Source organism: Methanothermobacter sp. (assembly GCF_049720995.1).
Lineage (GTDB): Archaea > Methanobacteriota > Methanobacteria > Methanobacteriales > Methanothermobacteraceae > Methanothermobacter.
The window spans coordinates 1-21,926 of the sequence record NZ_JBNASF010000013.1 but is presented as its reverse complement, the minus strand read 5'-3'; the positions used below and the strand labels follow the sequence as shown (position 1 = coordinate 21,926).

The 21,926-nt window shown below is 47.3% G+C and carries 28 protein-coding genes, 1 tRNA gene and 1 other RNA gene; 25 read left to right on the top strand and 5 right to left on the bottom strand.

Annotation, left to right across the window (positions count from 1 at the left end):
• Nucleotides 1–128: 128 nt before the first annotated feature.
• The gene (locus ACPLJI_RS05405) at nt 129–362 is read left to right on the top strand and encodes a PRC-barrel domain-containing protein (protein WP_424730443.1); all 234 of its coding nucleotides are present in this window, start codon (nt 129–131) and stop codon (nt 360–362) included.
• Nucleotides 363–494: 132 nt separating this feature from the next.
• Nucleotides 495–1,040, top strand: coding sequence for an orotate phosphoribosyltransferase (pyrE, locus tag ACPLJI_RS05400; protein ID WP_424730442.1), 546 nt, complete (start codon nt 495–497; stop codon nt 1,038–1,040).
• 200 nt (nt 1,041–1,240) lie between these two features.
• On the opposite strand, the gene ACPLJI_RS05395 is transcribed toward pyrE, so the two are convergent.
• Nucleotides 1,241–1,771: a MogA/MoaB family molybdenum cofactor biosynthesis protein gene (locus ACPLJI_RS05395; protein WP_424730441.1), complete on the bottom strand. Its 531-nt coding sequence runs from the start codon at nt 1,769–1,771 to the stop codon at nt 1,241–1,243.
• A gap of 41 nt (nt 1,772–1,812) precedes the next feature.
• Between ACPLJI_RS05395 and ACPLJI_RS05390 the strand changes: the two genes are divergently transcribed.
• The 12 genes from ACPLJI_RS05390 (at nt 1,813) to mtnA (ending at nt 11,396) form a co-directional block, all read left to right on the top strand.
• Nucleotides 1,813–1,977, top strand: a complete 165-nt coding sequence (locus tag ACPLJI_RS05390; RefSeq protein ID WP_424730440.1) for a hypothetical protein — start codon at nt 1,813–1,815, stop codon at nt 1,975–1,977.
• A 351-nt stretch (nt 1,978–2,328) separates the two neighbouring features.
• Nucleotides 2,329–2,823, top strand: a complete 495-nt coding sequence (locus ACPLJI_RS05385) for a type II toxin-antitoxin system VapC family toxin (RefSeq protein WP_424730439.1) — start codon at nt 2,329–2,331, stop codon at nt 2,821–2,823.
• Between the two features lie 31 nt (nt 2,824–2,854).
• Nucleotides 2,855–3,976 carry a DUF2117 family protein gene (locus tag ACPLJI_RS05380; protein WP_424730438.1) on the top strand — a complete coding sequence of 374 codons (1,122 nt, stop codon included), beginning with the start codon at nt 2,855–2,857 and terminating at the stop codon, nt 3,974–3,976.
• A gap of 22 nt (nt 3,977–3,998) precedes the next feature.
• Entirely contained in the window at nt 3,999–4,985 is a 987-nt protein-coding gene (locus ACPLJI_RS05375; RefSeq protein ID WP_424730437.1) for a methanogenesis marker 2 protein, read from the top strand.
• A 10-nt stretch (nt 4,986–4,995) separates the two neighbouring features.
• The gene (mmp3, locus tag ACPLJI_RS05370; RefSeq protein WP_424730436.1) at nt 4,996–6,537 is read left to right on the top strand and encodes a methyl-coenzyme M reductase-associated protein Mmp3; all 1,542 of its coding nucleotides are present in this window, start codon (nt 4,996–4,998) and stop codon (nt 6,535–6,537) included.
• A complete protein-coding gene (locus tag ACPLJI_RS05365) occupies nt 6,512–6,964 on the top strand; it encodes a methanogenesis marker 6 protein (RefSeq protein WP_424730435.1) in 453 nt (150 codons plus the stop codon). The genes mmp3 and ACPLJI_RS05365 overlap by 26 nt, the downstream gene beginning before the upstream one ends.
• A gap of 5 nt (nt 6,965–6,969) precedes the next feature.
• Nucleotides 6,970–7,341 (top strand): DUF2111 domain-containing protein, encoded by a 372-nt coding sequence (locus ACPLJI_RS05360; RefSeq protein WP_424730434.1) that lies wholly within the window; start codon nt 6,970–6,972, stop codon nt 7,339–7,341.
• Nucleotides 7,338–7,784 carry a methanogenesis marker 5 protein gene (locus ACPLJI_RS05355; protein WP_424730433.1) on the top strand — a complete coding sequence of 149 codons (447 nt, stop codon included), beginning with the start codon at nt 7,338–7,340 and terminating at the stop codon, nt 7,782–7,784. The genes ACPLJI_RS05360 and ACPLJI_RS05355 overlap by 4 nt, the downstream gene beginning before the upstream one ends.
• The gene (locus ACPLJI_RS05350; protein WP_424730432.1) at nt 7,777–9,015 is read left to right on the top strand and encodes a methanogenesis marker 15 protein; all 1,239 of its coding nucleotides are present in this window, start codon (nt 7,777–7,779) and stop codon (nt 9,013–9,015) included. The genes ACPLJI_RS05355 and ACPLJI_RS05350 overlap by 8 nt, the downstream gene beginning before the upstream one ends.
• 1 nt (nt 9,016) lies before the next feature.
• On the top strand, nt 9,017–9,574 hold the full coding sequence (locus tag ACPLJI_RS05345) for a methanogenesis marker 17 protein (RefSeq protein WP_424730431.1): 558 nt from the start codon (nt 9,017–9,019) through the stop codon (nt 9,572–9,574).
• Between the two features lie 4 nt (nt 9,575–9,578).
• Complete coding sequence (gene nifB, locus ACPLJI_RS05340; protein ID WP_424730430.1) at nt 9,579–10,445, top strand: FeMo cofactor biosynthesis protein NifB; 867 nt, start codon at nt 9,579–9,581, stop codon at nt 10,443–10,445.
• A 21-nt stretch (nt 10,446–10,466) separates the two neighbouring features.
• Nucleotides 10,467–11,396, top strand: a complete 930-nt coding sequence (mtnA, locus tag ACPLJI_RS05335; protein ID WP_424730429.1) for an S-methyl-5-thioribose-1-phosphate isomerase — start codon at nt 10,467–10,469, stop codon at nt 11,394–11,396.
• Between the two features lie 105 nt (nt 11,397–11,501).
• Here mtnA and ACPLJI_RS05330 read toward each other — a convergent pair whose 3' ends face one another.
• Entirely contained in the window at nt 11,502–12,518 is a 1,017-nt protein-coding gene (locus ACPLJI_RS05330) for a class I SAM-dependent methyltransferase (RefSeq protein WP_424730428.1), read from the bottom strand.
• 87 nt (nt 12,519–12,605) lie between these two features.
• On the opposite strand from ACPLJI_RS05330, the gene dph5 reads away from it, so the two are divergent.
• Nucleotides 12,606–13,400, top strand: coding sequence for a diphthine synthase (dph5, locus tag ACPLJI_RS05325; RefSeq protein ID WP_424730427.1), 795 nt, complete (start codon nt 12,606–12,608; stop codon nt 13,398–13,400).
• 8 nt (nt 13,401–13,408) lie between these two features.
• Here the strand turns inward: dph5 and ACPLJI_RS05320 are convergent, their stop codons facing one another.
• Nucleotides 13,409–13,606, bottom strand: coding sequence for a hypothetical protein (locus tag ACPLJI_RS05320; protein WP_013295273.1), 198 nt, complete (start codon nt 13,604–13,606; stop codon nt 13,409–13,411).
• 224 nt (nt 13,607–13,830) lie between these two features.
• Between ACPLJI_RS05320 and ACPLJI_RS05315 the strand changes: the two genes are divergently transcribed.
• Entirely contained in the window at nt 13,831–14,415 is a 585-nt protein-coding gene (locus ACPLJI_RS05315; protein ID WP_424730426.1) for a class I SAM-dependent methyltransferase, read from the top strand.
• Here ACPLJI_RS05315 and ACPLJI_RS05310 read toward each other — a convergent pair.
• On the bottom strand, nt 14,409–15,146 hold the full coding sequence (locus ACPLJI_RS05310) for an archaeosine tRNA-ribosyltransferase (protein ID WP_424730425.1): 738 nt from the start codon (nt 15,144–15,146) through the stop codon (nt 14,409–14,411). The genes ACPLJI_RS05315 and ACPLJI_RS05310 overlap by 7 nt on opposite strands.
• A gap of 225 nt (nt 15,147–15,371) precedes the next feature.
• Here ACPLJI_RS05310 and hdrC point away from each other — a divergent pair, with 225 nt between their 5' ends.
• Genes hdrC through ACPLJI_RS05275 form a run of 7 tightly spaced genes read left to right on the top strand, consistent with a single transcriptional unit; the run spans nt 15,372 to nt 20,136 of the window.
• Nucleotides 15,372–16,325: a CoB--CoM heterodisulfide reductase subunit C gene (hdrC, locus tag ACPLJI_RS05305; RefSeq protein WP_424730424.1), complete on the top strand. Its 954-nt coding sequence runs from the start codon at nt 15,372–15,374 to the stop codon at nt 16,323–16,325.
• A gap of 12 nt (nt 16,326–16,337) precedes the next feature.
• Nucleotides 16,338–17,243: a CoB--CoM heterodisulfide reductase subunit B gene (hdrB, locus tag ACPLJI_RS05300; RefSeq protein ID WP_424730423.1), complete on the top strand. Its 906-nt coding sequence runs from the start codon at nt 16,338–16,340 to the stop codon at nt 17,241–17,243.
• A gap of 54 nt (nt 17,244–17,297) precedes the next feature.
• On the top strand, nt 17,298–17,564 hold the full coding sequence (locus ACPLJI_RS05295) for a DUF749 domain-containing protein (protein WP_424730422.1): 267 nt from the start codon (nt 17,298–17,300) through the stop codon (nt 17,562–17,564).
• The gene (locus tag ACPLJI_RS05290; protein ID WP_424730421.1) at nt 17,561–18,085 is read left to right on the top strand and encodes a DUF2096 domain-containing protein; all 525 of its coding nucleotides are present in this window, start codon (nt 17,561–17,563) and stop codon (nt 18,083–18,085) included. The genes ACPLJI_RS05295 and ACPLJI_RS05290 overlap by 4 nt, the downstream gene beginning before the upstream one ends.
• Nucleotides 18,086–18,103: 18 nt before the next feature.
• Nucleotides 18,104–18,775 carry a metallophosphoesterase gene (locus tag ACPLJI_RS05285; protein ID WP_424730420.1) on the top strand — a complete coding sequence of 224 codons (672 nt, stop codon included), beginning with the start codon at nt 18,104–18,106 and terminating at the stop codon, nt 18,773–18,775.
• 52 nt (nt 18,776–18,827) lie between these two features.
• On the top strand, nt 18,828–19,748 hold the full coding sequence (locus ACPLJI_RS05280) for a 2-phosphoglycerate kinase (protein ID WP_424730419.1): 921 nt from the start codon (nt 18,828–18,830) through the stop codon (nt 19,746–19,748).
• A 19-nt stretch (nt 19,749–19,767) separates the two neighbouring features.
• A complete protein-coding gene (locus ACPLJI_RS05275) occupies nt 19,768–20,136 on the top strand; it encodes a CBS domain-containing protein (protein ID WP_424730463.1) in 369 nt (122 codons plus the stop codon).
• A 3-nt stretch (nt 20,137–20,139) separates the two neighbouring features.
• On the opposite strand, the gene ACPLJI_RS05270 is transcribed toward ACPLJI_RS05275, so the two are convergent.
• Nucleotides 20,140–21,096 (bottom strand): anion permease, encoded by a 957-nt coding sequence (locus ACPLJI_RS05270; RefSeq protein WP_424741159.1) that lies wholly within the window; start codon nt 21,094–21,096, stop codon nt 20,140–20,142.
• A 173-nt stretch (nt 21,097–21,269) separates the two neighbouring features.
• Between ACPLJI_RS05270 and ffs the strand changes: the two genes are divergently transcribed.
• Nucleotides 21,270–21,585: signal recognition particle sRNA (gene ffs / locus ACPLJI_RS05265), an RNA gene on the top strand.
• Between the two features lie 58 nt (nt 21,586–21,643).
• A tRNA-Ser gene (locus ACPLJI_RS05260) sits at nt 21,644–21,728 on the top strand.
• Nucleotides 21,729–21,926 lie beyond the last annotated feature (198 nt).

The window sequence follows — 21,926 nt, the reverse complement described above, 5'->3', positions numbered from 1 at the left end:
ATAAAGTATATTTATGTAAGAAAAAGAAGATAATGAATTTCATGGTATAAAAAGGTTTCGATGCATGGCATTTAAAATTTTAAATACCCGTGAGAACAATAATAATACAGTGACTGAATGGTGGTACCATGAGGATAGTTGAAGAAATGATCGGTAAAGAGGTTCTTGACAGTTCCGCGACGGTGATAGGCAAGGTAAAGGATGTTGAGGTTGACATAGAATCTCAGACAATAGAAGCACTTGTTCTTGGAAAAGGTGGAATATCAGAGGGTCTTGGGCTCTCAAAGGGCGAGACAATAGTTCCCTACGAGATGGTTAAAAAGATAGGGGACAAGATACTCCTCAGGGGTGGCGAGGAATAACAGGTGAAGGTCCTTGCAGCTTAAGGGGATCTGCAACCTCTGTGGCAGGGTAGACTTTCTCCACACCTGCAGGTTATGTGGATCAATGGTATGTTCAGGTTGCTACAGCGTGGAACTGGGGGTCTGTAAATTATGCAGGTCAAAGATCAGGAAAAGCTCAGAGAGACACTCATAGAACTTCTTTCAGAGAGAAATGTCATTCAGAGGGGAAAGTTTGTCCTCTCATCAGGCAGGGAAAGTGATTATTACGTTGATATCAAGCGCGCCATAACCGATCCTGAGGTCCTTGATGTGATAGCGAGGCTCATAAAGAGCGAGGTGAAGGGTGCAGACAGGATTGCGGGCCCTGCCCTGGGTGCGGTCCCCATTGCGACCGCAGTGTCCCTTTACTCCAGAAAACCCCTCCTCATGATAAGGAAGGAAAAAAAGGGTTATGGAACCTCCAGACTCATTGAGGGTGAACTTAACACCGGTGAAAGGGTTGCTGTTGTCGAGGACGTCACAACAACCGGAGGATCACTTCTCAGGGCCGTGAGGGCAATCCAGGAAAATGGAGGCGTGGTTGAGAGGACATTTGTTGTGGTTGACCGTGAGGAGGGTGCGGTTGATGAATTCAAAAGGAGGGGTATTGAACTCATACCTCTGATATCGGTCTCTGATTTCAGGGCGGATCAGTGATATAACACTATTTTTGAGGCGGATGGGTGTCCCGCACCCAAAAAACCGGTAACACTATGCTCACTGATAATTATTTGAGGGATCTGAGTTCTACAGAGTATCAGCATACCCTTTTGAGGACTCTTTAACAGTTATTGATCTTGTCATGAAAAGGCACTCAAAGTGATGCAGTATCCCCAGGTATCTTTCAGAAACCATATTTATTCCCTTAGATGCTTAACAAGGTGAGCGAGTTCAGGGACAGCAATTTCAATTCCAAGTTCCACAGCATTGGGGGACCCTGGAAGTGCAAATATCAGTGTTTTTCTGTATACACCTGCTGTTACCCTGCTGAGTATTGCCCCGGCTCCCAGCTTTTTAAATGAGATGTGTCTGAATATCTCACCAAAACCATCCAGTTCCTTTTCAAAAATACCCTTAAGTGTTTCCACTGTTATGTCTCTGCTTCCGATTCCTGTGCCCCCAGTGGTAAATATAATGTCAACACCATTATCTATCATATCATCAACTGCAGATAGAAGTTCATGACTGTCATCGGGTATTATCTGGTATTCCTTAACAGAGTAACTTTCAGACAGCGCCTCCATGAGTTTCCTGCCTGATAGGTCACCTTCGGGTATTTCCCCGGTTTCTCTGAATTCCTCATATTTCGAATCACTGAGGGTGATGACAGCGCAGATTATGTCATCGGGAGCTGAGCTTCTGTGCTCCTCCATGCTGGCACTTTTCATATCAATCAACCGGTCTCTTAATAATAAACTGTGGTTGTAACATGCTATTTATTGTGGGCGCAATTTATAAGTCTTTTGGTTTTTCTGTAAGCGAAAGTGAGTATATCCACGTTTCTGACAAGGAGAGAAAAGTAATAAAAATTTATGGCGGTTTTGTCTGGGTAGGGTTTGATATTGGATTGGAGGCGGTTTCAATTCCAATTTAAAAGACCAGAATAAGTTTAAAAGTCCTGGACCCTACCCGTTTACTATATATTGACACCACCATTTATAAAGTTTTCGTTAGATTGGTTCAACCGTTCTCAAGGACTTTTAACTGGATTTAATGGTTTTTAAATCATCTAAACATGAAAATAGCCAGTTTAATGGATTTTACAGAACTTAATTGTAATACTTTCTTGCAGCTGCTCGACTACCAATATGGTCGGTGATGGGTTCCTCTACAGGGAAAGCCCATAACCCAATATTCCCCCAATGCGAGGTAAATTTATTACCATGCTTCACCAAATCTGAAGGTAGAAATTTATTATATTATCCCTGATTAATACGTGGTCTTCATGAAAAGGGTTCTTGATGCATCTGCATTCATAAACGGATACATACCTGAGGGTACTGAAAACTACACCGTGAGGTCTGTAACAGCTGAGATAAAGGACTTCAACTCGGTAATGGTACTTGAGAGGGCACTCAGTGATGGCAGACTCCAAATAATCGAACCTGATCCTGAGAGCATGAGGAAGGTGGAGGAGGTCACCAGCAGATCAGGGGATGCTATGAGGCTCTCCAGTACTGACAGAGAGGTTATAGGACTCGCTGTTTCACTCAAAAAGGGTGGCAGGGTAACTGTAATCACCGATGACTATACAATGCAGAACACCCTCAGAATTCTTGGAATCAGGTTCCAGAGCGTCCTCACATCCGGTATAAAGGAGACCTATCATTGGAGAAAGATATGCACTGGATGCAGGAGGGTGTATCCTCAGGACTACGAGCTTGAGGAATGTGAGATATGTGGCTCAGAGATAAAGAAGAAAAGATACAGATCCCGTTAGCAGGGATCTCACAGGAAGCGCAGGTGATCTTATGAGGATAGGTGTGGTTGTTCACGGACCACAGATAGTTGACTCAGGATACGCAGCAAAACTCATAGATCTTCTAAAAAAGTATGGGGATGTCCAGGCAAGACTCGGGGGAACCATGGGTCGGACCGCGGTATATGACGCCCACCTTGAGGAGGTTATAGACATATCAGAGAAGAGACTGCCAAGTGAATCGGTTGACCTCTTTGCAGATGAGGGCGCCGACATTGTTGTTCTTATGAACTACGGGAAGTCCCGTATCACGGGGCACGGATTCGGATACAAGGTTTTCCAGAGATCAGAAAAAAAACCTCCGGTGGTTCAGATAGAGAGGCCAGGCGAACCCGATGGAACTATCGTAGCATGGAAAAAGGAGGCTGAGCCATTCGCAGAGAAGCTGGCACGTGAACTGGGGCTCGAGATGCTGGATCCAGAGGATGTATGCAGAGAAATCTTCCATGGAGAGCCCTGCGGTGAACAAGAACCTGACAGAAGGGAGTACAGGAGACTTGTGGGTGTCTCAGAGAATGAGAACATATTTGTAAATGGTGTAGTTGTGGGTGTCTCAACGTCGGACGACGTCACCCTTGTTGCAGAAGATGGTGTGATCAGTGAGATAGTGGGGGGGGAGATAAAGGAACACGGCGTGGAAAAACTTGGAAGGGTTAACCTCAAGGATGCAGTTGTAAAGACAGGACTTCTTCGCCGTTCAGAGGTAAAACCCAGGAAAGTGAAGGTAAGGGAAAATAATAAAAACAGGTACCGTGTTTCATTCTTAAATCACGCTGCAGAGGATATATACACACTCCATGACTCGGATCTTGTTGTCACGGTTGGAGATGACACCACTCTCGTGGCTGCAGACATACTCTACAGATTCGATGTTCCCATAATAGGGATAACAGACGGGGATATAGATAGGGTGGTTAAGAAGGGCTTCAAATGCGCAGGTTCAATCATAATAGAGTTTGAGGGGGGATGGGACGATATAGTTGGTGAAAGGATTCACAGGGAGCTCTTCAGGGGTAAAAACACCATTGAAACCCATGATTTGGAAACTTTTAAAAGGGATTTACTACAGATTATAGATAATATAGGTGCAAGCTACACCGTGAGATACACCTAAACCGATAAAAAGAGGTGTGGAATTGGATTTAGATGATATCGTCCATTCCCTTAAAAATTTTGAGGGTGTAACAAGAAAACGGCCAATAAGGAATATAGTTTCTATTCTCAATGATGCATTCAGTGTCTCAGGAAAAACACATCTCGGTTATGGTGATGACGCATCGGCCATAAGGATAGGAGACGGAAAACTTCTTTTACTGGCAGCAGATGGAATATGGGGGCGTCTGATGGAGGCTGACCCTCACTGGGCCGGGTACTGTTCTGTACTTGTTAATGTTAATGATATTGCGGCCATGGGCGGCAAACCCGTGGGCATGGTCAATGTTCTCTCAATCAACTCACAGGAGACCTGTTACAGTGTGATGGAGGGTATAAGGGAGGGGGCAGAGAAGTTTGGGGTCCCAATGGTGGGAGGCCACGTGCACCCTGACACACCCTACGATGCACTGGATGTTTCGATTGCAGGTATAGCATCAGAGGATGCCCTCATAACAAGCTGCGATGCAGAACCAGGCGACAGGGTTATAATAGGCATAGATCTTGATGGAAGGCCACACCCATCATTTTCCCTGAACTGGGACACAACCACCCATAAAACACCTGAGGAGGTGCAGTTCCAGATTGAGATAATGTCGATCATTGCAGAAAGAAACCTGGTAACTGCAGGTAAGGATATAAGCAACCCCGGGACACTTGGAACACTCGGGATGCTACTTGAGGCATCGGATGTGGGTGCACGGGTGGAACTGGAATCAATACCCCGTAACAGGTCAGTCAGGTGGGAGGACTGGCTTCGAATGTACCCTGGCTCAGGTTTTGTGCTGACAGCACGCCCCGAAAATGTGGCTGAATGTATCGAACTACTTGAGTCGGCTGGAATAACAGCATCAGACGCCGGGGAGATAGTATCCGACAGAAAACTCCGCCTAGCGCATGATGATGATGAAAGGGTCCTCTTTGATTTTGAAAGGGATATCATAACAGGTGTGATGGAAGAAAAACTATGAGGGAGATCTGATGTTTGTTAAGGTTAATGGAGTGGAGGTTGAACTCCCAGAGGGGGCCACAGTGAGGGATGCCATTGATGCTACAGGAGCCCCATACGTGGAAGGCGCCCTTGTGGGTCTCATAAGCGGCACAAGGGAACTCGAAAGGACAATAGACACATACCGGATCAAAACAACAGCAGGAAGTATACTGATTGAACTGATCCCTGCGGAAGCACCTGAACTCGTTGAGACATGGAGGGATATCTACAGCAATCTCGAAAACCTCCGTGTAAGATGGACAACCCCATCCGAGATTTCAATGGGGCCCATAAAAACGGAACTGGAGCCATCAAGGAAGGAATTCTTCTACGATGAGAATGAGGTTATAATGAGCCTCTCAGGGTTCAGCCCGGATTCAACCCATATAATAATCTCAAGGGACCCCCATTCATCAGTATACGGCGCCCCAGATGAGAACAGGGGTGTTTTTGCAAGGGTAACCGGCGGCAGAAGAACCATTGAGAGACTGACAGACCGTGACGTGATAAGCTCAGTTGAACCGGTTGTTGAGAGAAAGAGCATAGTTGAGAGCGCCGCAGTGACAGACCTTGAAACACCACTTGAGGATGGAAACCAGATATTCACCTACGTTAAGGTAAAACCATCCCACGAGTCACCCCAGTCTGTGGAACACTTCTTCACAATGGTGGAGGAGGGGAAACTGAGGGTCGACTATGAGGCCAATTCATTCATAGGTTTCTACTCCCTTCAGGGAATAAAAAAGGATCCCGAAAAAATAGCAAAGAGAAACAGGGGGGCAGTAACCCTTCGAAACACGGGAAGGGGCGCTGGAAGGGTTTACATATACAGGGAGGACAGGGTTTCAACACCATCCCACAACCTCATAGGACACGTTACAGATGGAATGGAACTGGTGGATATAGCAGGGGAAGGGGACCATATCACAGTGGAGTGTGAACCCGGCAGGATAATGACAGTCTCCATGACCCAGAAGGATGCAGAGGAATACCTTAAAGGGTACGGGGTAGAGCAGATAAGGGACGGCATAATGGCTGACGATGCAATTGTTGTGGCCCAGGACCCACCATACACCATGGACATAATCAGGGAAGGAAGGGTCAGAACAGTGGGCATAGAGGCGGATAAAATCCTGGAGGTTGAACTTGACCCTGATGCACCAAGGTCTTCATGGTACTTCCGGAGACTCACGGGCCTCATCGACACACCCATCGGATCCCTCAGGGTACACTTCGCCTTCCCGGGCATGAAGGTGGTGATGTTTGAGGGTGACAGATCCCTGGCAAAGGGCCTTGTACCTGAGAAAACACCTGAAAACTGTGTTAAAAAGGGCAGCATTGGTATAACAAACATGTCAAGGAGACACATCGGCATGGTTGGTGTTAGACTCGAGGATAACGATGAATACGGTCCAACCGGGGAACCATTCAACGGCACCAACATAATAGGTAGAATCACAGAGGGCCTTGAAAAGGTTGAAAAATTCAAAGAGGGGGACACGGTGTATGTCCGGGAAAGAAAAAAACCATGAGGAATCAACAAGAATGATAATACTTGGGCCATCATCAAGGCTGAGCTCATCGGAACTTGTCCAGAGGCTCCACCTTCTTGGACTGCCACTGACCATAAAATCAACATGTTATGGTGCGCTGGTGCATGGGGACACAGAGACTGTGATGGAGGCTGTCAGGAAAATACGCAGACTGGACCCGGCCAACATATTCACAAAGGAGAGGGGATTCCCACCAGGGGACCCCCGGCGCTGCAGAGGACACAGAGGGGCAGCCCGGGAGGGCTACCACCAGCTTGAAAAGGAATTCAAATTACTTGGATATGTGGGCGAGGCCCTTGAAAGGCCCCAGAAGGCCGAACCCGAAAAAAAAGAGAAGGTTTCTGTTGATGAATTCCGCGATGTAGTTGAGAGGAGTCTGAAATCCAAACAGAAAACACAGGGCTGATAAAAATGAAAATAACTTCATCATCCACTGGAGAGGAACTCAAGGAACTTGGAATGTGTATACATGAACTTGTAAGTCGCCTTCCCCTCACAATAAGGAGCCGGGAAGCAAAGGGTCTTCGAATAGAGGACGGAGAGGTGATAGATGACAGCTACACTGGACCCGTCCTGGAAAAGGTCCTTGAATCAGGGGAGATAGCAAGGGAGACACCTGAGAGGGGACCTTACAGGGGAATACCCGTGGTCGTGGTACCGCTGAAGGAGAAGGGTGAGGTTATCTGTGCAGTGGGAATAGTTGATGCCACAAAGGGCCTCTTCACAGACATGGTTGAAATAGCCAGGAGACCCCAGGAGGGAGACAGGGGGGAATTCTATTGAAAATAGCGATATTTCCACCAAATTCACTTATACTTGCAGATCTTGTTGAAAGAAGGGGACATGAGCCCCTTGTAATCCAGAAAGAAATCAGACAGAAAGTCACAGACCCGGAAATCGATTCACCACCCTTCAATATAACCGAGGAGGACCCAATAAGGGGTCTGAAGTACGCGGCAATAGAGGTTCCCTCAGGTGTGAGGGGGAGAATGGCAATCCTGGGACCCCTCATAGAGGAGGCGGATGCCGCCATAATAATGGAGGAGGCCCCATTTGGTTTTGGATGCATCGGATGCGCAAGGACCAATGAACTCTGCGTATTCCAGCTCAGAAAGAAGGGCATACCCACACTTGAACTTAAATACCCCACAACGAGGGAAGAGACAATAGATGTAGTTAACAGGATAAACAAATTCCTGGACGAACTGGAGGCTCAAAATGGTTAAAATAGCCCAGATTTCATGTGGAACCGACTACAGCGGTGTTCAGAAGGAAATTGAAAAGGCAGCGAGGACTTTCGGGGCCGAAATAGTTATCCCCGAGGCTGACCTGGACTACATAGACGAGGCCTATGAAAAATTTGGGTTCAACTGTGCCAGTTCAAGCATAAAACTCATGATAGCAAGGGCAATGTCAATCGTTGAGGGCAAAACAGATGCCGACGCGGTTTTCATAGCAACCTGCTTCAGATGCGCAGAGGGGGCACTTGTAAGGAACGAGATAAGGAGGTTCATACAGCAGAACACAAGGCTTCCTGTTGTAACCTACTCATTCACAGAGAGAACAAAGGCGGATGAGCTCTTCATACGAATGGAGGCACTCTCCACAATAGTGGCGAGAAAGAGCATACTTGCAAGGGAGAAACAGGAGGGCCTCACCCTTGGAATCGATTCAGGTTCAACAACCACCAAGGTGGTTCTGATGGAGGATAACGAGGTCATAGGGACAGGGTGGCTTCCCACAACAGATGTCCTTGGCTCCGCAGAGAAGGGCATAGAGGAGGCCCTTGCAGGTACAGGTTACACATTGAAGGACATTGATGGGATAGGAGTTACAGGCTACGGCAGGTTAACCATAGGTAAACATTACGGGGCCGACCTCATACAGGAGGAGCTTAGTGTAAACTCCAAGGGTGCCGTATTTCTGGCAGACCACCAGAAGGGGGAGGCAACGGTACTTGATATAGGGGGTATGGACAACAAGGTCATAACCGTAAACGATGGCATACCCGACAACTTCACCATGGGGGGTATCTGCGCCGGTGCATCAGGTCGTTTCCTGGAGATAACAGCCAGGAGGCTTGGAGTGGAGATAGATGAACTTGGAAGCCTGGCACTGAAGGGTGACTACAGGAAGGCGATGCTCAACAGTTACTGCATAGTCTTTGGTATACAGGACCTTGTAACCGCACTTGCAGCGGGAGTTTCAAGGGAGGACGCAGCAGCAGCCGCATGCCACTCGGTGGCCGAACAGGTATACGAACAGCAGCTCCAGGAGATAGATGTGAGGGAACCCCTCATACAGGTCGGTGGAACATCCCTTATAGAGGGCCTTGTTGAGGCAGTAAGTGATATCCTGGGTGGTATCGATGTTATCGTACCCCCGTATTCACAGCACATAGGCGCAGTTGGAGCGGCCCTTCTTGTTTCCGGAATGAAAGACATCAGTGAGGGTTAAAATGGGGATAAGTGTTGAGTGCTACGACCCCCGGGGTGCAGAGGTCTATGAGATAATAGCCCGTCAGGTTCTACAGGATCTCCAGCTTGCAAGGGCCGTGGATGATCTGAGGATCTGGGTTGATCCCAGGGAACCTGTCTTCATCATAGCGGTTAAGACACAGAGGACCTCTGAGCCAATTTACCTCGAGGACATGGCTGAGATGGATACTGATAAGGCCACAGGAGCGGTCCACTTGAGGATAAAGGATGAAACTTACCTTCCACAGCTACTTGAAAGGCTCTGGGAGTCACAGGGACGTGGCAGGGTACGCCAGCCATCCCGCTTTGAGGTGGTGGTTGAGGACCCCATCTCTGATATCAGCGGAATGACGGTTCACGACCCATCAATGAACCTCAGGAAGAGGGTATATGATGCAATATTCCGCATAATACCCGAGGGATTCCGGGTTATAAGGGACCTTTCAGAGGATAACATAATAGCCCTTGTATGTACCGATGAGGTGCTAAGGGATGAATGGATTTTGAAGGCAAGGGAGATAATAGACGATATGAGGTGAAAACATGCCTGAACAGAGACAGACACGCTTTGCCCACATAACCAAGGCTCACCCATGCTTCAATGAGAAACTGCACGACAGGGTTGGAAGGATCCACCTTCCCATTGCACCCCGCTGCAATATCCACTGCAAATTCTGCACCAGGGATATCAGCGAATGCGAAAACCGGCCGGGGGTCACTGCAAGGATCATGACAGCCGAGGATGCAGTAAAGCACGTTGAGAAGATTAAGAACGAAATGCCCATAAGTGTAATAGGGGTGGCCGGGCCCGGCGATGCCCTTGCAAATGAGGAGACATTTGAGTTCTTCAAAAAGGCCAGCAGGAAGTTCCCGGATCTCCTTAAATGCCTCAGCACCAATGGGCTGCTTCTTCCTGATAAGGCTGATGAACTTGCAGAGATTGGGGTTAACACCGTCACGGTAACCGTGAACGCCATTGACCCTGATATAGGTGAGAAGATATACTCCTTCGTGGTCTACAAGGATAAGGTATACCATGGGAGGGAGGCCTTCGAGGTTCTCTCAAGGAACCAGCTTGAGGGTATAGAGAAACTTGCAGAGAAGGGTATCATTGTCAAGGTCAACAGTGTACTCATACCGGGTCTCAACGATGAACACATAGTTGACATTGCAAGGGAGGTTAAAAGGAGAGGAGCCTCCCTCATGAATGTTATACCTCTCATACCGATGGGTGAGATGAAGGACTACCCACGGCCAACCTGTGAAGAGATCGAGAGGGTCAGGAACGAGGTTGAAAAAATAATACCTGTATTCAGGGCATGCACACAGTGCAGGGCAGATGCCTATGGCATTCCAGGCAAAAAGGGTGCTGACAGACACCTTGACATGACACCAGCGAGCCACTACTGAAAAGGCAGATTCCGTGATAGAATGAAGACAGTGGAATGGAAGGACAATCGACTCATCCTTATAGACCAGAGAAAACTTCCCGATTCACTGGAGTACTTTCAGTGTGAAAACTACCGGGACGTCATATATGCAATAAAAAACATGGTTGTAAGGGGCGCCCCGGCCATTGGGGTAGCGGCAGCATTTGGCGTTGCCCTGGCAGACCTTGCAGGCGAGGACACTGAAATGGCTGCAGAGGAGATAAGGTCGTCAAGGCCAACCGCAGTGAACCTTTTCTGGGCAGTGGACCGTGTGATGAAATCCGGGTCCCCACTTGATGAGGCCCTGAGGATCTACAGGGAGGATATGGAGACCAACAGGGCCATAGGGGCTCACGGGGCCAGCATAATTAATGATGGTGACACAATCCTGACCCACTGCAATGCAGGCGCCCTTGCCTGTGTTGACTATGGAACGGCCCTGGGCGTTGTGAGGGCCGCCAGGGATCAGGGAAAGAATTTAACGGTTATATGTGATGAGACAAGGCCCGTGGGACAGGGCGCCCGTTTGAGTGTCTGGGAGATGCAGCAGGAGGGCATACCTGTTAAACTGATAGCGGATGTTGCAGCAGGCTACCTAATGCAGAGGGGAATGATAGATAAGGTTATAATAGGCGCTGACCGTGTTGCAGAGGGAGGTGTGGCAAACAAGATAGGGTCACTCATGGTCGCCCTCTCAGCAAAACGTTTCAACGTACCATTTTACGTTGCAGCACCCCTCAGCACCTTTGACAGGGAAAATTCAATTTATGATGTTGAGATCGAGGAGAGGAGTCCTGAGGAGGTTCTCTATTATGGGGGCTGCAGGATAGCCCCTGAAAATACCGGGGTCATCAACCCTGCATTTGACATAGTGCCCTCTGATCTTATAGATGGAATCATAACAGAGGAGGGTATAGTGGATCCATTGTGATTTCAGCTCTTTTTTTTGGGGGGTATGTAGGGGTATGGTGGATCCGTTGTGATTTCAGCTCTTTTTTTGGGGGGTATGTAGGGGTATGGTGGGTCCATTGTGATTTCAGCTCTTTTTTATTCTGGCATCGATACCAATATGCCACACACCGGGGCTCCTTGACTTCACCCTTCTTCTACCCAAGATCTCCACTTCAAAGGGTTCTGCGGTGTCCTTCAGGCGTTTCACAGGGGTTTTGAAGTGCCGTGCAAATTCATAGTAGTGTATGATGCCCCCATCCCTGACAGCCCTGATGGCTTCATCAAGAAATTCGCATGCAGTTCCAGGAAGGTTCATGATCACGTGGTCTGCAAAGCACTCCTTATCCTCCAGGAAATCCCTCACATCACCCTCTACAGGGACTATTACGTCCTCTGCCCGATTCAGACGGGCATTTTCTCTGATGTAACCGACAGCCGCAGGGTTTATGTCAACCGCGTAGATCCTGGATGCCCTTCCATGCCTTGCAAATGCAACTGCAAAGGGTCCGGCACCTGCGAACATGTCAAGGACAACCTCCCCCTCCTTCACCTGCCTGGCAACGATCTCCCTCTCATTGGCAAGGCGGGGGCTGAAGTACACACTCCTTATATCAACCTTTATGCGGCTCCCGTACTCCCTATGGACAGTTTCAGATACCGGAGAACCCGCAATGAGCTCAAGTTCCCTCGTCCTTGTAACACCCTTCACTCCACTCCTCTTCATGTACACGGCACTTCGTCCCGTGAATTTAAGTGCAGCCTCACCTATTGCATGTCTGTAGTCATGGAGCTCCTCTGGTATTTCAAGGATAACGGTATCCCCTATTATATCAAAGGACCTTCTGATGGATGAAAGTGCATCCTCGGGGATCCTGGATTTCAGCATGTCAGTAAAACTTCTCGGGGAGCGTTTACTCCTCTCAAACACATCATCGATGACCTCAACATCATCGAATTCCCCTGCAACCCCCGTGTCTATCACGGGTATGTAAACATGGCTTTCATCCCTATTTATCCTGTAATCCCTGTTAAGGAGAGATCTCTCAGTTAAAATCCTGATTATATCATTGGCCTTCTTCTTTGGAACCTTTAAACCCTTCATGGTGAACTTCCCGCTACAGTTTAAGCCATATATACTGGTTTTTCTGAAACATTATATAACGTTATAATCTTATTGAGAGGGTTTGAGATGCTTTACATAATTGGACTTGGACTTTACGATGAAAATGATATATCACTTAAGGGTCTGAAGGCCTTAAAGGCCTGCAGCAGGGTTTACGCTGAATTCTACACTGCAATCCTTCAGGGGACCAGTTTATCTGCAATTGAGGAGTTAACCGGTAAGAATATAGATATACTGAGGAGGGAGGAGGTTGAGGAGGAAAGGGTACCACTCGTTGAGGCAGAAAAATCCGATGTGGCACTCCTTGTCCCGGGGGACCCCCTGGTTGCAACCACCCATACAGAACTGATCCTGGACGCCAGGAGGAGGGGTGTAGAGACAAGGGTCATCCATGCATCATCCATAATATCAGCTGCACCCGGCCTTGCGGGGCTGCAGGCCTACAAATTCGGGAGGATAATCACAGTGCCCTTCACATCAGAAAATTACTTCCCAACATCTCCCTACATCAATATAAGGGATAACCTTGAGAGGGATTCCCATTCCCTGGTGCTCCTTGATATAGAGGCCCATAAAAGCAGGTACATGACTGCAAATGAGGGTCTTGAATACCTCCTGCTGGCATCAGAGAAACTTGGTGATGATACAATCAATGATAAAACTCTGGCGGTTGTAATTGCAAGGGCAGGGTCTGAAAGGCCCCTTGTGAGGGCTGATGCAATATCCTCACTGATTGAGGAGGACTTTGGGGATCCACTTCACTGCCTTGTTGTCCCAGGCGGACTCCATTTCATCGAGGCAGATTACCTTGTTGAGGTTGCAGGTGCACCCAGCTCCATTGTGGAGAGGATGGTAATCTGATCTGCGGATTACCTGAGGAGGTATTCGCACTTTTCAACGTTCTGTAGTGGTATTATTATCTCTCTTTTACCGAACTCCCTCTCAGAGAAGCTCACCAGTATAAAACACTTCTCCTTATCAACCTTTATATTTTCCACCCCAAACTCCCCCCTCTTGAAGTGGTGCACCGTGCCGTTTGTCATGGTGAGCTCCATCTTTTCTATCATATTAAAACACCATTTAATAATTCTCTCCGGACGTCTATTTATAAGTGCCCTCAGGGGTCTGGACACCATGCCGCCCTGGCAGGTTTAGTTAAAGCACTGTGAGTCTGGGAGATGGTCAGGTTTGACGTGGTTAAAGCACTTAATGATGCAGATCAGGGGCCAGATCCTCCAGGGGATCGTGAAAATTTTTATAATATAAAAAAAGAATACATTATGGTGTTAACATGGCCCGTAAGATCCATGTCGATGGGGGTAAATCGACAAGGGACCTCATAGATGCTAAAAAGCTCATTGAGATGCTTCCATTGAAGGCCGGGGACACTTTTCTTGATGCTGGCTGTGGTGATGGCTTTATTTCAATTGAAGCAGCATCTGCTGTTGGTGACGATGGAAGGGTCATTGCGGTTGATATATACCCGCAATCGGTTGAGATACTGAGGTCCAGAATAGGCAGAAGGAGTAACATAATACCTCTGGTTGCCGATATAACACGTAGAATCCCGGTTCCCGATAGAACGGTTGATGTTTACTTCATGGCCAACGTTTTCCATGGGATAGTGGTCAACGACGAGGTTGAACCACTGATGGCCGAGGTCATGAGACTTCTAAGAAGGACTGGAAGGCTGGTGGTGGTTGATTTTAAAAAGGTAGCGGGAACCCCGGGACCCCACATGGATCTAAGGCTATCTGAGGATGAGGTCACTGGAATCCTTGAAGACCATGGGTTCACTGTGGAATCTGTGGGGAATGCGGGACCCCACCATTATCTTATAATAGCGGTTCCGGGCACTGAAAAAACCTATCAGTAGAGGGGTGTGTACTTCTGCAGGAACTCCTGCATTTCATGGTCCAGTATTCTGAGTGCAGACATATTCTGGGGTGAAGAGGCAGCACGCTCCTCCACGAGGTTTCTCAGTGTCCCATTCTTTATGTGTTCACGGACCTCCCGCAGTACCAGATCAAGTGTCAGCCTGTTCCTTTCAATCAGTTCATCTGTGCCAGGGCTGCAGATCCTGTAGGTGTCCAGGGGATAGGTATGGGTCTCTGTGAGCAGAACGTTGATCATACCATAGAACTCTGCAGCGGCATCTGAGAACACATCAACACCCATATATGCGAGCAGGGGGATGAAAGCTGGAAGGGAGAATGTTGAACACAGCATGGTCTCAGGTTTTATGGCCTCACGTATTCCAGTTAGAATCCGAACCATCTCCATGGGTCTCTGGAGCAGTTCATCCATGTTTGCCACTATGAGTTTTCTGAAACCAATTTCCTCAAGTTCAAGGGCGCACCTCACTCTGAGGTCAGTATAGCGGGATCCATGTATGAACGCGTATTCCGCATCAGATTCAGAGGCAATTTCTATGGTTTCACTCACACCCCACTCTGCGATTTCTCGTGGTACATTGTGTGGGATGGTTTCATAGGGGGATATATCCATCTTTTCGTAGTTAACAAGTAGAGGAGTTTCAGAATCTCCAAGAAGACCCAGTCTTGCGGGTCCGTCATGTAATTTTATCTGGTATTCAGTCTTGCTCATTGCTCACACCGTCTGTTACTTAGTTGGATTCATGGATTACTTAACCATTACAGTCTTGCTCATGGCGCCACCGTCTGTCACTTACAGGTATCCCTGAATCACCAGGTGTCACCTTAAAGGTTACACAGTGGCAGATTTTAGGAATCTTTATATACCCATAAAAATCACAGTCTAATAAGAAAAATCTGAGGTTTGCTAACCAGGGATCTTTCAGGGTGTGAAACAATGTCAGTTCTAAAACGCCTAAAAGAAATGTTGATGGGTGAGAAGAAGGAAGAAGGCAGTAAAACAGAGGAGCCAGAGAAAACAGAGACACCAGCAGATTCCATTAAACAGGTAGAACAACATCAACCTCAAGAAAAACCTTCAGATGAACCCTCTGAATCTGCAGAAACAGAAAAATCAGAGGAACCTCAAAAGGTTGAAGAACCTGTGAAGGCCTCTGAGGAAGCATCAGCTGAAGAACCTGAGACTGCAGATGTTGAGGGGGATGAATCTGAAGAAACTGGTGAAACCTCCCATGAAGACGAGGGGGTAGTTGAGGATGAAGACTCTTCGGAGGACTCTGATTCTGAAGAGGAATCAGAGGAGGAAGAGGAGAAAAGCGAAAGGAGTGATATAATGACCCTACTTCAGAGAGAAGAAAACATAATCAGAAAGGGTAATATTGACAAGGAATTCTCTGAGAAAATAAAGGCCGCAGGCGGTGACAGCCTGGAATACTGTTTCCAGTGCGGTACATGCACAGGATCCTGCCCATCTGGAAGAAGAACCCCTTACAGGGTAAGACAGATAATAAGGAAGGCAAATATTGGATTAAAGGATGAAATAATCTCAGATCCAACCCTCTGGATGTGCACAACATGCTACGCCTGCCAGGAAAGATGCCCACGTAAGGTCAGAATCGTGGATGTCGTGAAACTTGCAAGGAACGAAGCAGCCAGAGCAGGATTCATGGCACCAGCACACAAGGCAGTTGGATCCTTCGTTATAAAAACAGGTCACGGAGTACCAATCAACGACGCAACAATGGAGCTCCGAAAGGCTGTTGGCCTTGGAGAACTACCACCAACAACACACCAGTTCCCTGAGGCACTTGAAGAGGTTCAGAAAATCATCAAGGCAACAGGCTTTGACCAGTTAATAGGCTACAACTGGGAAACCGGTGAACTTGAATAAGGAGGCATGCAAATGGAAATCGCATACTTTTTAGGATGTATCATGAACAACAGGTACCCTGGAATTGAAAAGGCAACAAGGGTTCTATTCGATAAACTCGGAATCGAACTGAAGGACATGGAAGGGGCATCCTGCTGTCCAGCACCCGGGGTATTCGGTTCATTTGATAAAACAACATGGGCCGCAATAGCAGCAAGGAACATAACAATTGCCGAGGAAATGGGTGCAGACATCATGACCGAGTGTAACGGGTGCTTCGGTTCACTTTTCGAGACAAACCACCTCCTCAAGGAAGACGAGGAGATGAAGGCAAAAATCAATGAGATCCTCAAGGAGACTGGCAGGGAATACAAGGGCGAAGTCAACGTAAGACACCTTGCTGAAATACTGTACAACGATGTTGGTCTGGACAAACTTTCAGAACTCGTCGAAAAGCCCCTCAACCTCAATGTTGCAGTGCACTACGGATGCCACTTCCTCAAACCAAGCGATGAGATAAATATAGACAACCCTGAAAGACCAACCATACTGGATGAAATTGTTGAGGTAACCGGCGCGAAATCCGTTGAATACAAGGACAAGATGATGTGCTGCGGTGCCGGCGGTGGAGTGAGATCAAGGGACCTTGACGTTGCACTTGACTTCACAAGGGAAAAACTCATAAACATGAAGGAAGCCGGTGTTGATGCAATAGTAAACGTCTGCCCATTCTGCCACCTCCAGTTTGACGTTGGTCAGATGGAGATAAAGGACAAGTTCGGCGAGGAATTCGACATACCAGTACTTCACCTCGCACAGCTACTTGGACTTGCAATGGGTCTTCCAAAAGAGGACCTTGTGGTTGACGCCCACCAGGTATGCGTCGACGAGTGCCTTGAAAAGCTCGAGGAACTCGACCGCTTTGCACCTGGAAGCTAAAACCCCAATTAATTATTTTTTCAGGGATTTAAAATCCCATAGTGAGGTGTTTTTTTGTTTATAGCTACTTTAAAGGGAATATTTACTTTGAAGGATCTTCCAGAAGAATTCAGACCCTTTGTGGACTACAAGGCGGGCCTTGAGAAGAAGGAATTATCTGATGACGACGAGGTGGCCATATTATCCATTCAGGGCACACAGAGCAACCATGTGCTCATCCTCAGCTCCTACAGTAACGTTGAGGAGATCCGAAAGGAACTTGAAGAGGCAGGTGCAAGGATAAACCATACAACCCTAAAAATTCTGGAAGGACATCTATGACACTCCCTGTTGAACAGACATGGTTCGTGCTTGTTGAACTCCTGACAGACCTTCGAAAGAAGGATATTGATGTCCCAGTGGAAATTACAGAGGATATAAGGCTTGTGAGGACATCAATCAACTTCTATAAATCAGATACAGAGAACCCTGAAATGATCGGGGAGCTTAAGAGAATAAACGATATGCTCAACTCAATTCAGGAGAAACTCCTTGAACTTGCAGAGGCAGTGGCCCCCGATTACCCTGATGAATGGATTGAAAAATTAAAGAGGGCCTCAAGGGGGGAGGAGGTTCACAAACCCCCTGAAACAAAGTCAAGGTTTATTGTTGGAGCACCACCTGGATTTGCAGCTGCAAGGGTTCACCTTAAGGAACCAATAGCCGAGGACAGAGTTCAGGATATTGCTGAAACCCACAGTCTGATAATTGAATTTGAAGAAGACGATCTTTTAGCCGTTTACGGCGATTCAGAGGACATAAAAAAGGGTTTAAAGGAGATAGGCTCCTTCTTCAGGGAATAATTGGGGGCGTGATTTTTCATGAAAATCCTCGCTGTAAGTGATCTTCATGGTTCAAACATACCTGAACTTCACAGGTTTATAGGGGATAACAGGGTTGACCTCATTGTTGTGGCAGGTGACATAACACACTTCGGGCCGCTGGAACTTGTTGAGGAGCTCCTTAATGACCTGGCATCCCACAACATCCCTGTTGTTGCCGTACCTGGAAACTGCGATCCCCATGGGGCTGTTGCTAAAATAGAAAACTCAAAGGCCGTGAATATTCATGGAAGATCAATTAACATCAAGGATATTGCCATATGCGGTCTTGGTGGTTCGAACCCTACACCATTCAACACACCCCTTGAACTGGAGGAGGATGAAATAAAAGCAGAACTGAACCATCTCATTGAAAAGCCTGGTGATGGAGATGTTCTTATTCTTGTAACCCATGCACCACCACATGGAACATCAGTTGATAGAATTCCATCAGGGGATAATGTTGGAAGCAGGGGTGTGAGGGATGTTATAGAAAGACATCAGCCCTGTCTGAACATCTGTGGTCACATCCACGAGTCCCCGGGAGTGGACCGTATAGGTGAAACCATCGTGGTCAACCCGGGACAGCTTTCAGATGGCAGAGCAGCCCTCATTGAAATTGAAGATGATGGATCCATAAAGGCCGAAATTTTAAATCTCAGATCCAGTTAAGTATATAAAAACTGGATTTCAGATTATGACAAGTTCTTTTTGAGGTGAGACCATGATCATGGTTCAGGGAGAGGTAAGCGGAAAAAAATACACGGAGCCCTTCTCCAAGGGCGTTCTGGCACGTTCACTGACCAGGGCAGAGATGGACCCTAACAGGGCATACACATTTGCTTCCAGAATTGAGGCTCACCTTAAAAAGAATAAGGTTGATGTCATAACAATAGAGGAACTCGTTGATGTGGTCTCAGAGCACCTGAAAAGGGAGGATCCTGAGATAGCAGAGAAGTACATGCTCTGGAGACGAATAAGGCAGTGCAAGGAACCCCTGATAATACTAATAGGGGGGGCCTCAGGGGTCGGGACATCATCAATTGCCTTTGAGGTTGCAAACCGTCTTGGTATAAGGAACATGATAAGCACCGACATGATAAGGGAGGTAATGCGTAAAATAGTCTCCAGGGAACTTCTCCCATCCATCTATGAATCAAGCTACACAGCGTACCAGTCCCTCAGAATACCCCCACCCCCGGAACTTGACGAGGTTCTCATTGGATTCAGGGATCACGTGGACACTGTGAGCATCGGTGTGGAGGCCGTAATTGAGAGGGCCCTCACAGAGGGTATAAGCATAGTGATTGAGGGCGTGCATATAGTCCCTGGATTTATAAGGGATGATCTCATAAACAAGGAAAATGTTGCAATGTTTGTCCTCACGGTTTCAGATGAGAACGTCCATAAGGGAAGGTTCTATTCACGTTGCAGACAGATGTGGGCCAGGAGACCCCTTAAAAGGTATATAAGTTATTTCTGGGCAATAAGAAGAATTCACAGATACATTGAAAGCCAGGCAAAGAAACACAACGTGCCTGTTATCGAGAATATAGATGTTGTAACCACGATAGACTCAATTATAAAATCACTTACAAAAACCAGTGTTAAGGGAGGAGAGAAAGGTGCTGAAAAAGCTGAATGAAATTAAGGTTAAGGACGTAATGACAGCGGATGTTATAACAGTTGAACCGTCTGAAGACGTGGTTTTTGCATTTGAGAAGCTGATGAAGCACAGGATAAGTGCTCTCCCCGTCCTTGAGGAGGGGAAACTTGTTGGAATCGTAACTGCCTCAGACCTTGGCCATAACCTCATACTTGACAACTATGAACTTGGAACAACAGTTGGGGAGGTCATGGTCAGGGATGTTGCCACGGTGGCCCCCGATGAGACACTTGGTGACGCCATTGAGAAGATGAATGACTACTCCTCAGATGAGGGAATAATAAATCAGCTTGTTGTCATGTCTGATGGTGAGATGGTTGGGATAATCGCTGATGGGGATATTATAAGGGCCCTAAAAAGTCTTTAAGGGTCATATAAGGCCTGTGATAACGTAAATTACAGCTGATAGGATGACACAGGTGGGTATAGTGACTATCCAGGTGTATGCTATGTGCCTTATCACGTCATACTCAACTGTTGATGTCCCATGTGCAATTCCAACACCTATCACAGACCCCACAAGGGTCTGTGTTGGCGATACAGGCATACCATAACCCAGAAATAGGTAAACGATAAGTGCTGCTGATAGCTGGGCTGCAAAGCCCCTGCTTGGGGTGAGGTCTGTTATTCTTCTTCCAATTGTTTCTGTAACCCTGTTGCCAGCAAGTAGAATTCCTGAAGCAAGCCCTAGGACCCCCAGTATTCGGATCCAGTACCCGCCACCATAACCCGTGGCAAATACAGCACCTGTTGCAACTGCTATATCAACGGCCCCAAGGTTAAGGGCCGAAAACGAGGAACTCAGTATCTGAAGATATGAAAATACCTTTTCGAGCCTATCTCTCATACCCATACCCTGAAGCGGTTTTATTAAAACCTTTCTGATGGATCTATAGATTAAAAATCCTGTGAGAAGACCTGCAAGTGGTGACATAATCCAGCTCAGTACTATGAAGCCAACAACGTCTGTTCTCATGTTCTGAATGCCGATGCTTGCTATTCCGGCACCAATAACCGAACTCACAATGGCATCGGAACCTGAAATGGGTATCTTTTTTATGATGGTGAAGGTTATCCAGATTGATGATGTTAAGGTTATAACAAGGGCTGTTCTGGGGCTCAGGAGCCCCTGGGGGATTATTCCTTCACTTATTGTTTTCATGACGCTCCCACCAAGGAACAGCGCCCCAACTGATACAAAAAATCCCCCCAGCAAGAGGGCCTTTTTCATCCTGAGGGAACCACTACCCACAGCGGTACCCACAGAGTTACCTATATCGTTGGCAGCAATGTTGAAGGCCATGTAGAGGCTCAGAATGAGACTCATTGCTATCAGCGTGTCCATGGAATTAATATGAAATATTACCTTAATTAGTTTACCAGTTTTTTGCCAGTGCAATCTGCTGCCTTCTATAAACTGGAATGATAGCTTCATTAAGGAGATCCAGGGGCTCTGATATGTCCATAGAAACATTAAAATACTACTTAGTATAATGGATACAATGGGCTAGACCGGAGGGTTAGGGGTCCTCTGTAAGCGCAAATCCCCTATACGGCGCGGTCGAAGTTCAGGGGGCGGCTGATCGACTGTTTATCGGCCCTGCTGATTGGTGTAGAAGCCTCGTCCCGCAGGATCAGTGGTGATGGGGCCCTGACTGGAGGGTCAGGGTGAACCATCTTAGTCATGGGAACGGGTCAGGCCTGGAAAGGAGCAGCCCTACCATGGACAGCTGATGCTTGTGGATTAACGGGGTGGAGCCAGTCAGCGGGATCACCGGTAGATGGAAGGTCTGTCAACCCCTGAACGTGCCCACCCATTTAGAAATCCAATGAACGAAAAACTTATAATGCTGAACACAGATAGGTTTAATAAGGCCGGGGTGGCCCAGTCTGGTACGGCGTTGGCCTGCTAAGCCAATGATCCTTTGGATCTCGCGGGTTCAAATCCCGTCCCCGGCGTCTTTAACGATTTCAGTTTGATTTTTTTCTGTTCTGAGTTTCATAGTTTACCTTGAGGGGCTGAAATTTCCACTCTTTGCATGTTTCCCAACACCGCTACTTTGCAATTTTTTCGATTTTGTTTGTGTTTGGTGGGGGGCTGTGTAGTGGGTGTGCCATGGTTTGTCCAGTGGCGCGGGTTCATGAGCTTAACCGTGA

Excerpts from the sequence above, each read along its gene's own strand:
- ACPLJI_RS05405 (WP_424730443.1), top strand. The coding sequence starts at position 129 with ATGAGGATAGTTGAAGAAATGATCGGTAAAGAGGTTCTTGACAGTTCC.
- pyrE (WP_424730442.1), top strand. The coding sequence starts at position 495 with ATGCAGGTCAAAGATCAGGAAAAGCTCAGAGAGACACTCATAGAACTT.
- ACPLJI_RS05395 (WP_424730441.1), bottom strand. The coding sequence starts at position 1,771 with ATGAAAAGTGCCAGCATGGAGGAGCACAGAAGCTCAGCTCCCGATGAC.
- ACPLJI_RS05390 (WP_424730440.1), top strand. The coding sequence starts at position 1,813 with ATGCTATTTATTGTGGGCGCAATTTATAAGTCTTTTGGTTTTTCTGTA.
- ACPLJI_RS05385 (WP_424730439.1), top strand. The coding sequence starts at position 2,329 with ATGAAAAGGGTTCTTGATGCATCTGCATTCATAAACGGATACATACCT.
- ACPLJI_RS05380 (WP_424730438.1), top strand. The coding sequence starts at position 2,855 with ATGAGGATAGGTGTGGTTGTTCACGGACCACAGATAGTTGACTCAGGA.
- mmp3 (WP_424730436.1), top strand. The coding sequence starts at position 4,996 with ATGTTTGTTAAGGTTAATGGAGTGGAGGTTGAACTCCCAGAGGGGGCC.
- ACPLJI_RS05365 (WP_424730435.1), top strand. The coding sequence starts at position 6,512 with ATGTCCGGGAAAGAAAAAAACCATGAGGAATCAACAAGAATGATAATA.
- ACPLJI_RS05360 (WP_424730434.1), top strand. The coding sequence starts at position 6,970 with ATGAAAATAACTTCATCATCCACTGGAGAGGAACTCAAGGAACTTGGA.
- ACPLJI_RS05350 (WP_424730432.1), top strand. The coding sequence starts at position 7,777 with ATGGTTAAAATAGCCCAGATTTCATGTGGAACCGACTACAGCGGTGTT.
- ACPLJI_RS05345 (WP_424730431.1), top strand. The coding sequence starts at position 9,017 with ATGGGGATAAGTGTTGAGTGCTACGACCCCCGGGGTGCAGAGGTCTAT.
- nifB (WP_424730430.1), top strand. The coding sequence starts at position 9,579 with ATGCCTGAACAGAGACAGACACGCTTTGCCCACATAACCAAGGCTCAC.
- mtnA (WP_424730429.1), top strand. The coding sequence starts at position 10,467 with ATGAAGACAGTGGAATGGAAGGACAATCGACTCATCCTTATAGACCAG.
- ACPLJI_RS05330 (WP_424730428.1), bottom strand. The coding sequence starts at position 12,518 with ATGAAGGGTTTAAAGGTTCCAAAGAAGAAGGCCAATGATATAATCAGG.
- dph5 (WP_424730427.1), top strand. The coding sequence starts at position 12,606 with ATGCTTTACATAATTGGACTTGGACTTTACGATGAAAATGATATATCA.
- ACPLJI_RS05320 (WP_013295273.1), bottom strand. The coding sequence starts at position 13,606 with ATGATAGAAAAGATGGAGCTCACCATGACAAACGGCACGGTGCACCAC.
- ACPLJI_RS05315 (WP_424730426.1), top strand. The coding sequence starts at position 13,831 with ATGGCCCGTAAGATCCATGTCGATGGGGGTAAATCGACAAGGGACCTC.
- ACPLJI_RS05310 (WP_424730425.1), bottom strand. The coding sequence starts at position 15,146 with ATGAGCAAGACTGAATACCAGATAAAATTACATGACGGACCCGCAAGA.
- hdrC (WP_424730424.1), top strand. The coding sequence starts at position 15,372 with ATGTCAGTTCTAAAACGCCTAAAAGAAATGTTGATGGGTGAGAAGAAG.
- hdrB (WP_424730423.1), top strand. The coding sequence starts at position 16,338 with ATGGAAATCGCATACTTTTTAGGATGTATCATGAACAACAGGTACCCT.
- ACPLJI_RS05290 (WP_424730421.1), top strand. The coding sequence starts at position 17,561 with ATGACACTCCCTGTTGAACAGACATGGTTCGTGCTTGTTGAACTCCTG.
- ACPLJI_RS05285 (WP_424730420.1), top strand. The coding sequence starts at position 18,104 with ATGAAAATCCTCGCTGTAAGTGATCTTCATGGTTCAAACATACCTGAA.
- ACPLJI_RS05280 (WP_424730419.1), top strand. The coding sequence starts at position 18,828 with ATGATCATGGTTCAGGGAGAGGTAAGCGGAAAAAAATACACGGAGCCC.
- ACPLJI_RS05275 (WP_424730463.1), top strand. The coding sequence starts at position 19,768 with ATGACAGCGGATGTTATAACAGTTGAACCGTCTGAAGACGTGGTTTTT.
- ACPLJI_RS05270 (WP_424741159.1), bottom strand. The coding sequence starts at position 21,096 with ATGAGTCTCATTCTGAGCCTCTACATGGCCTTCAACATTGCTGCCAAC.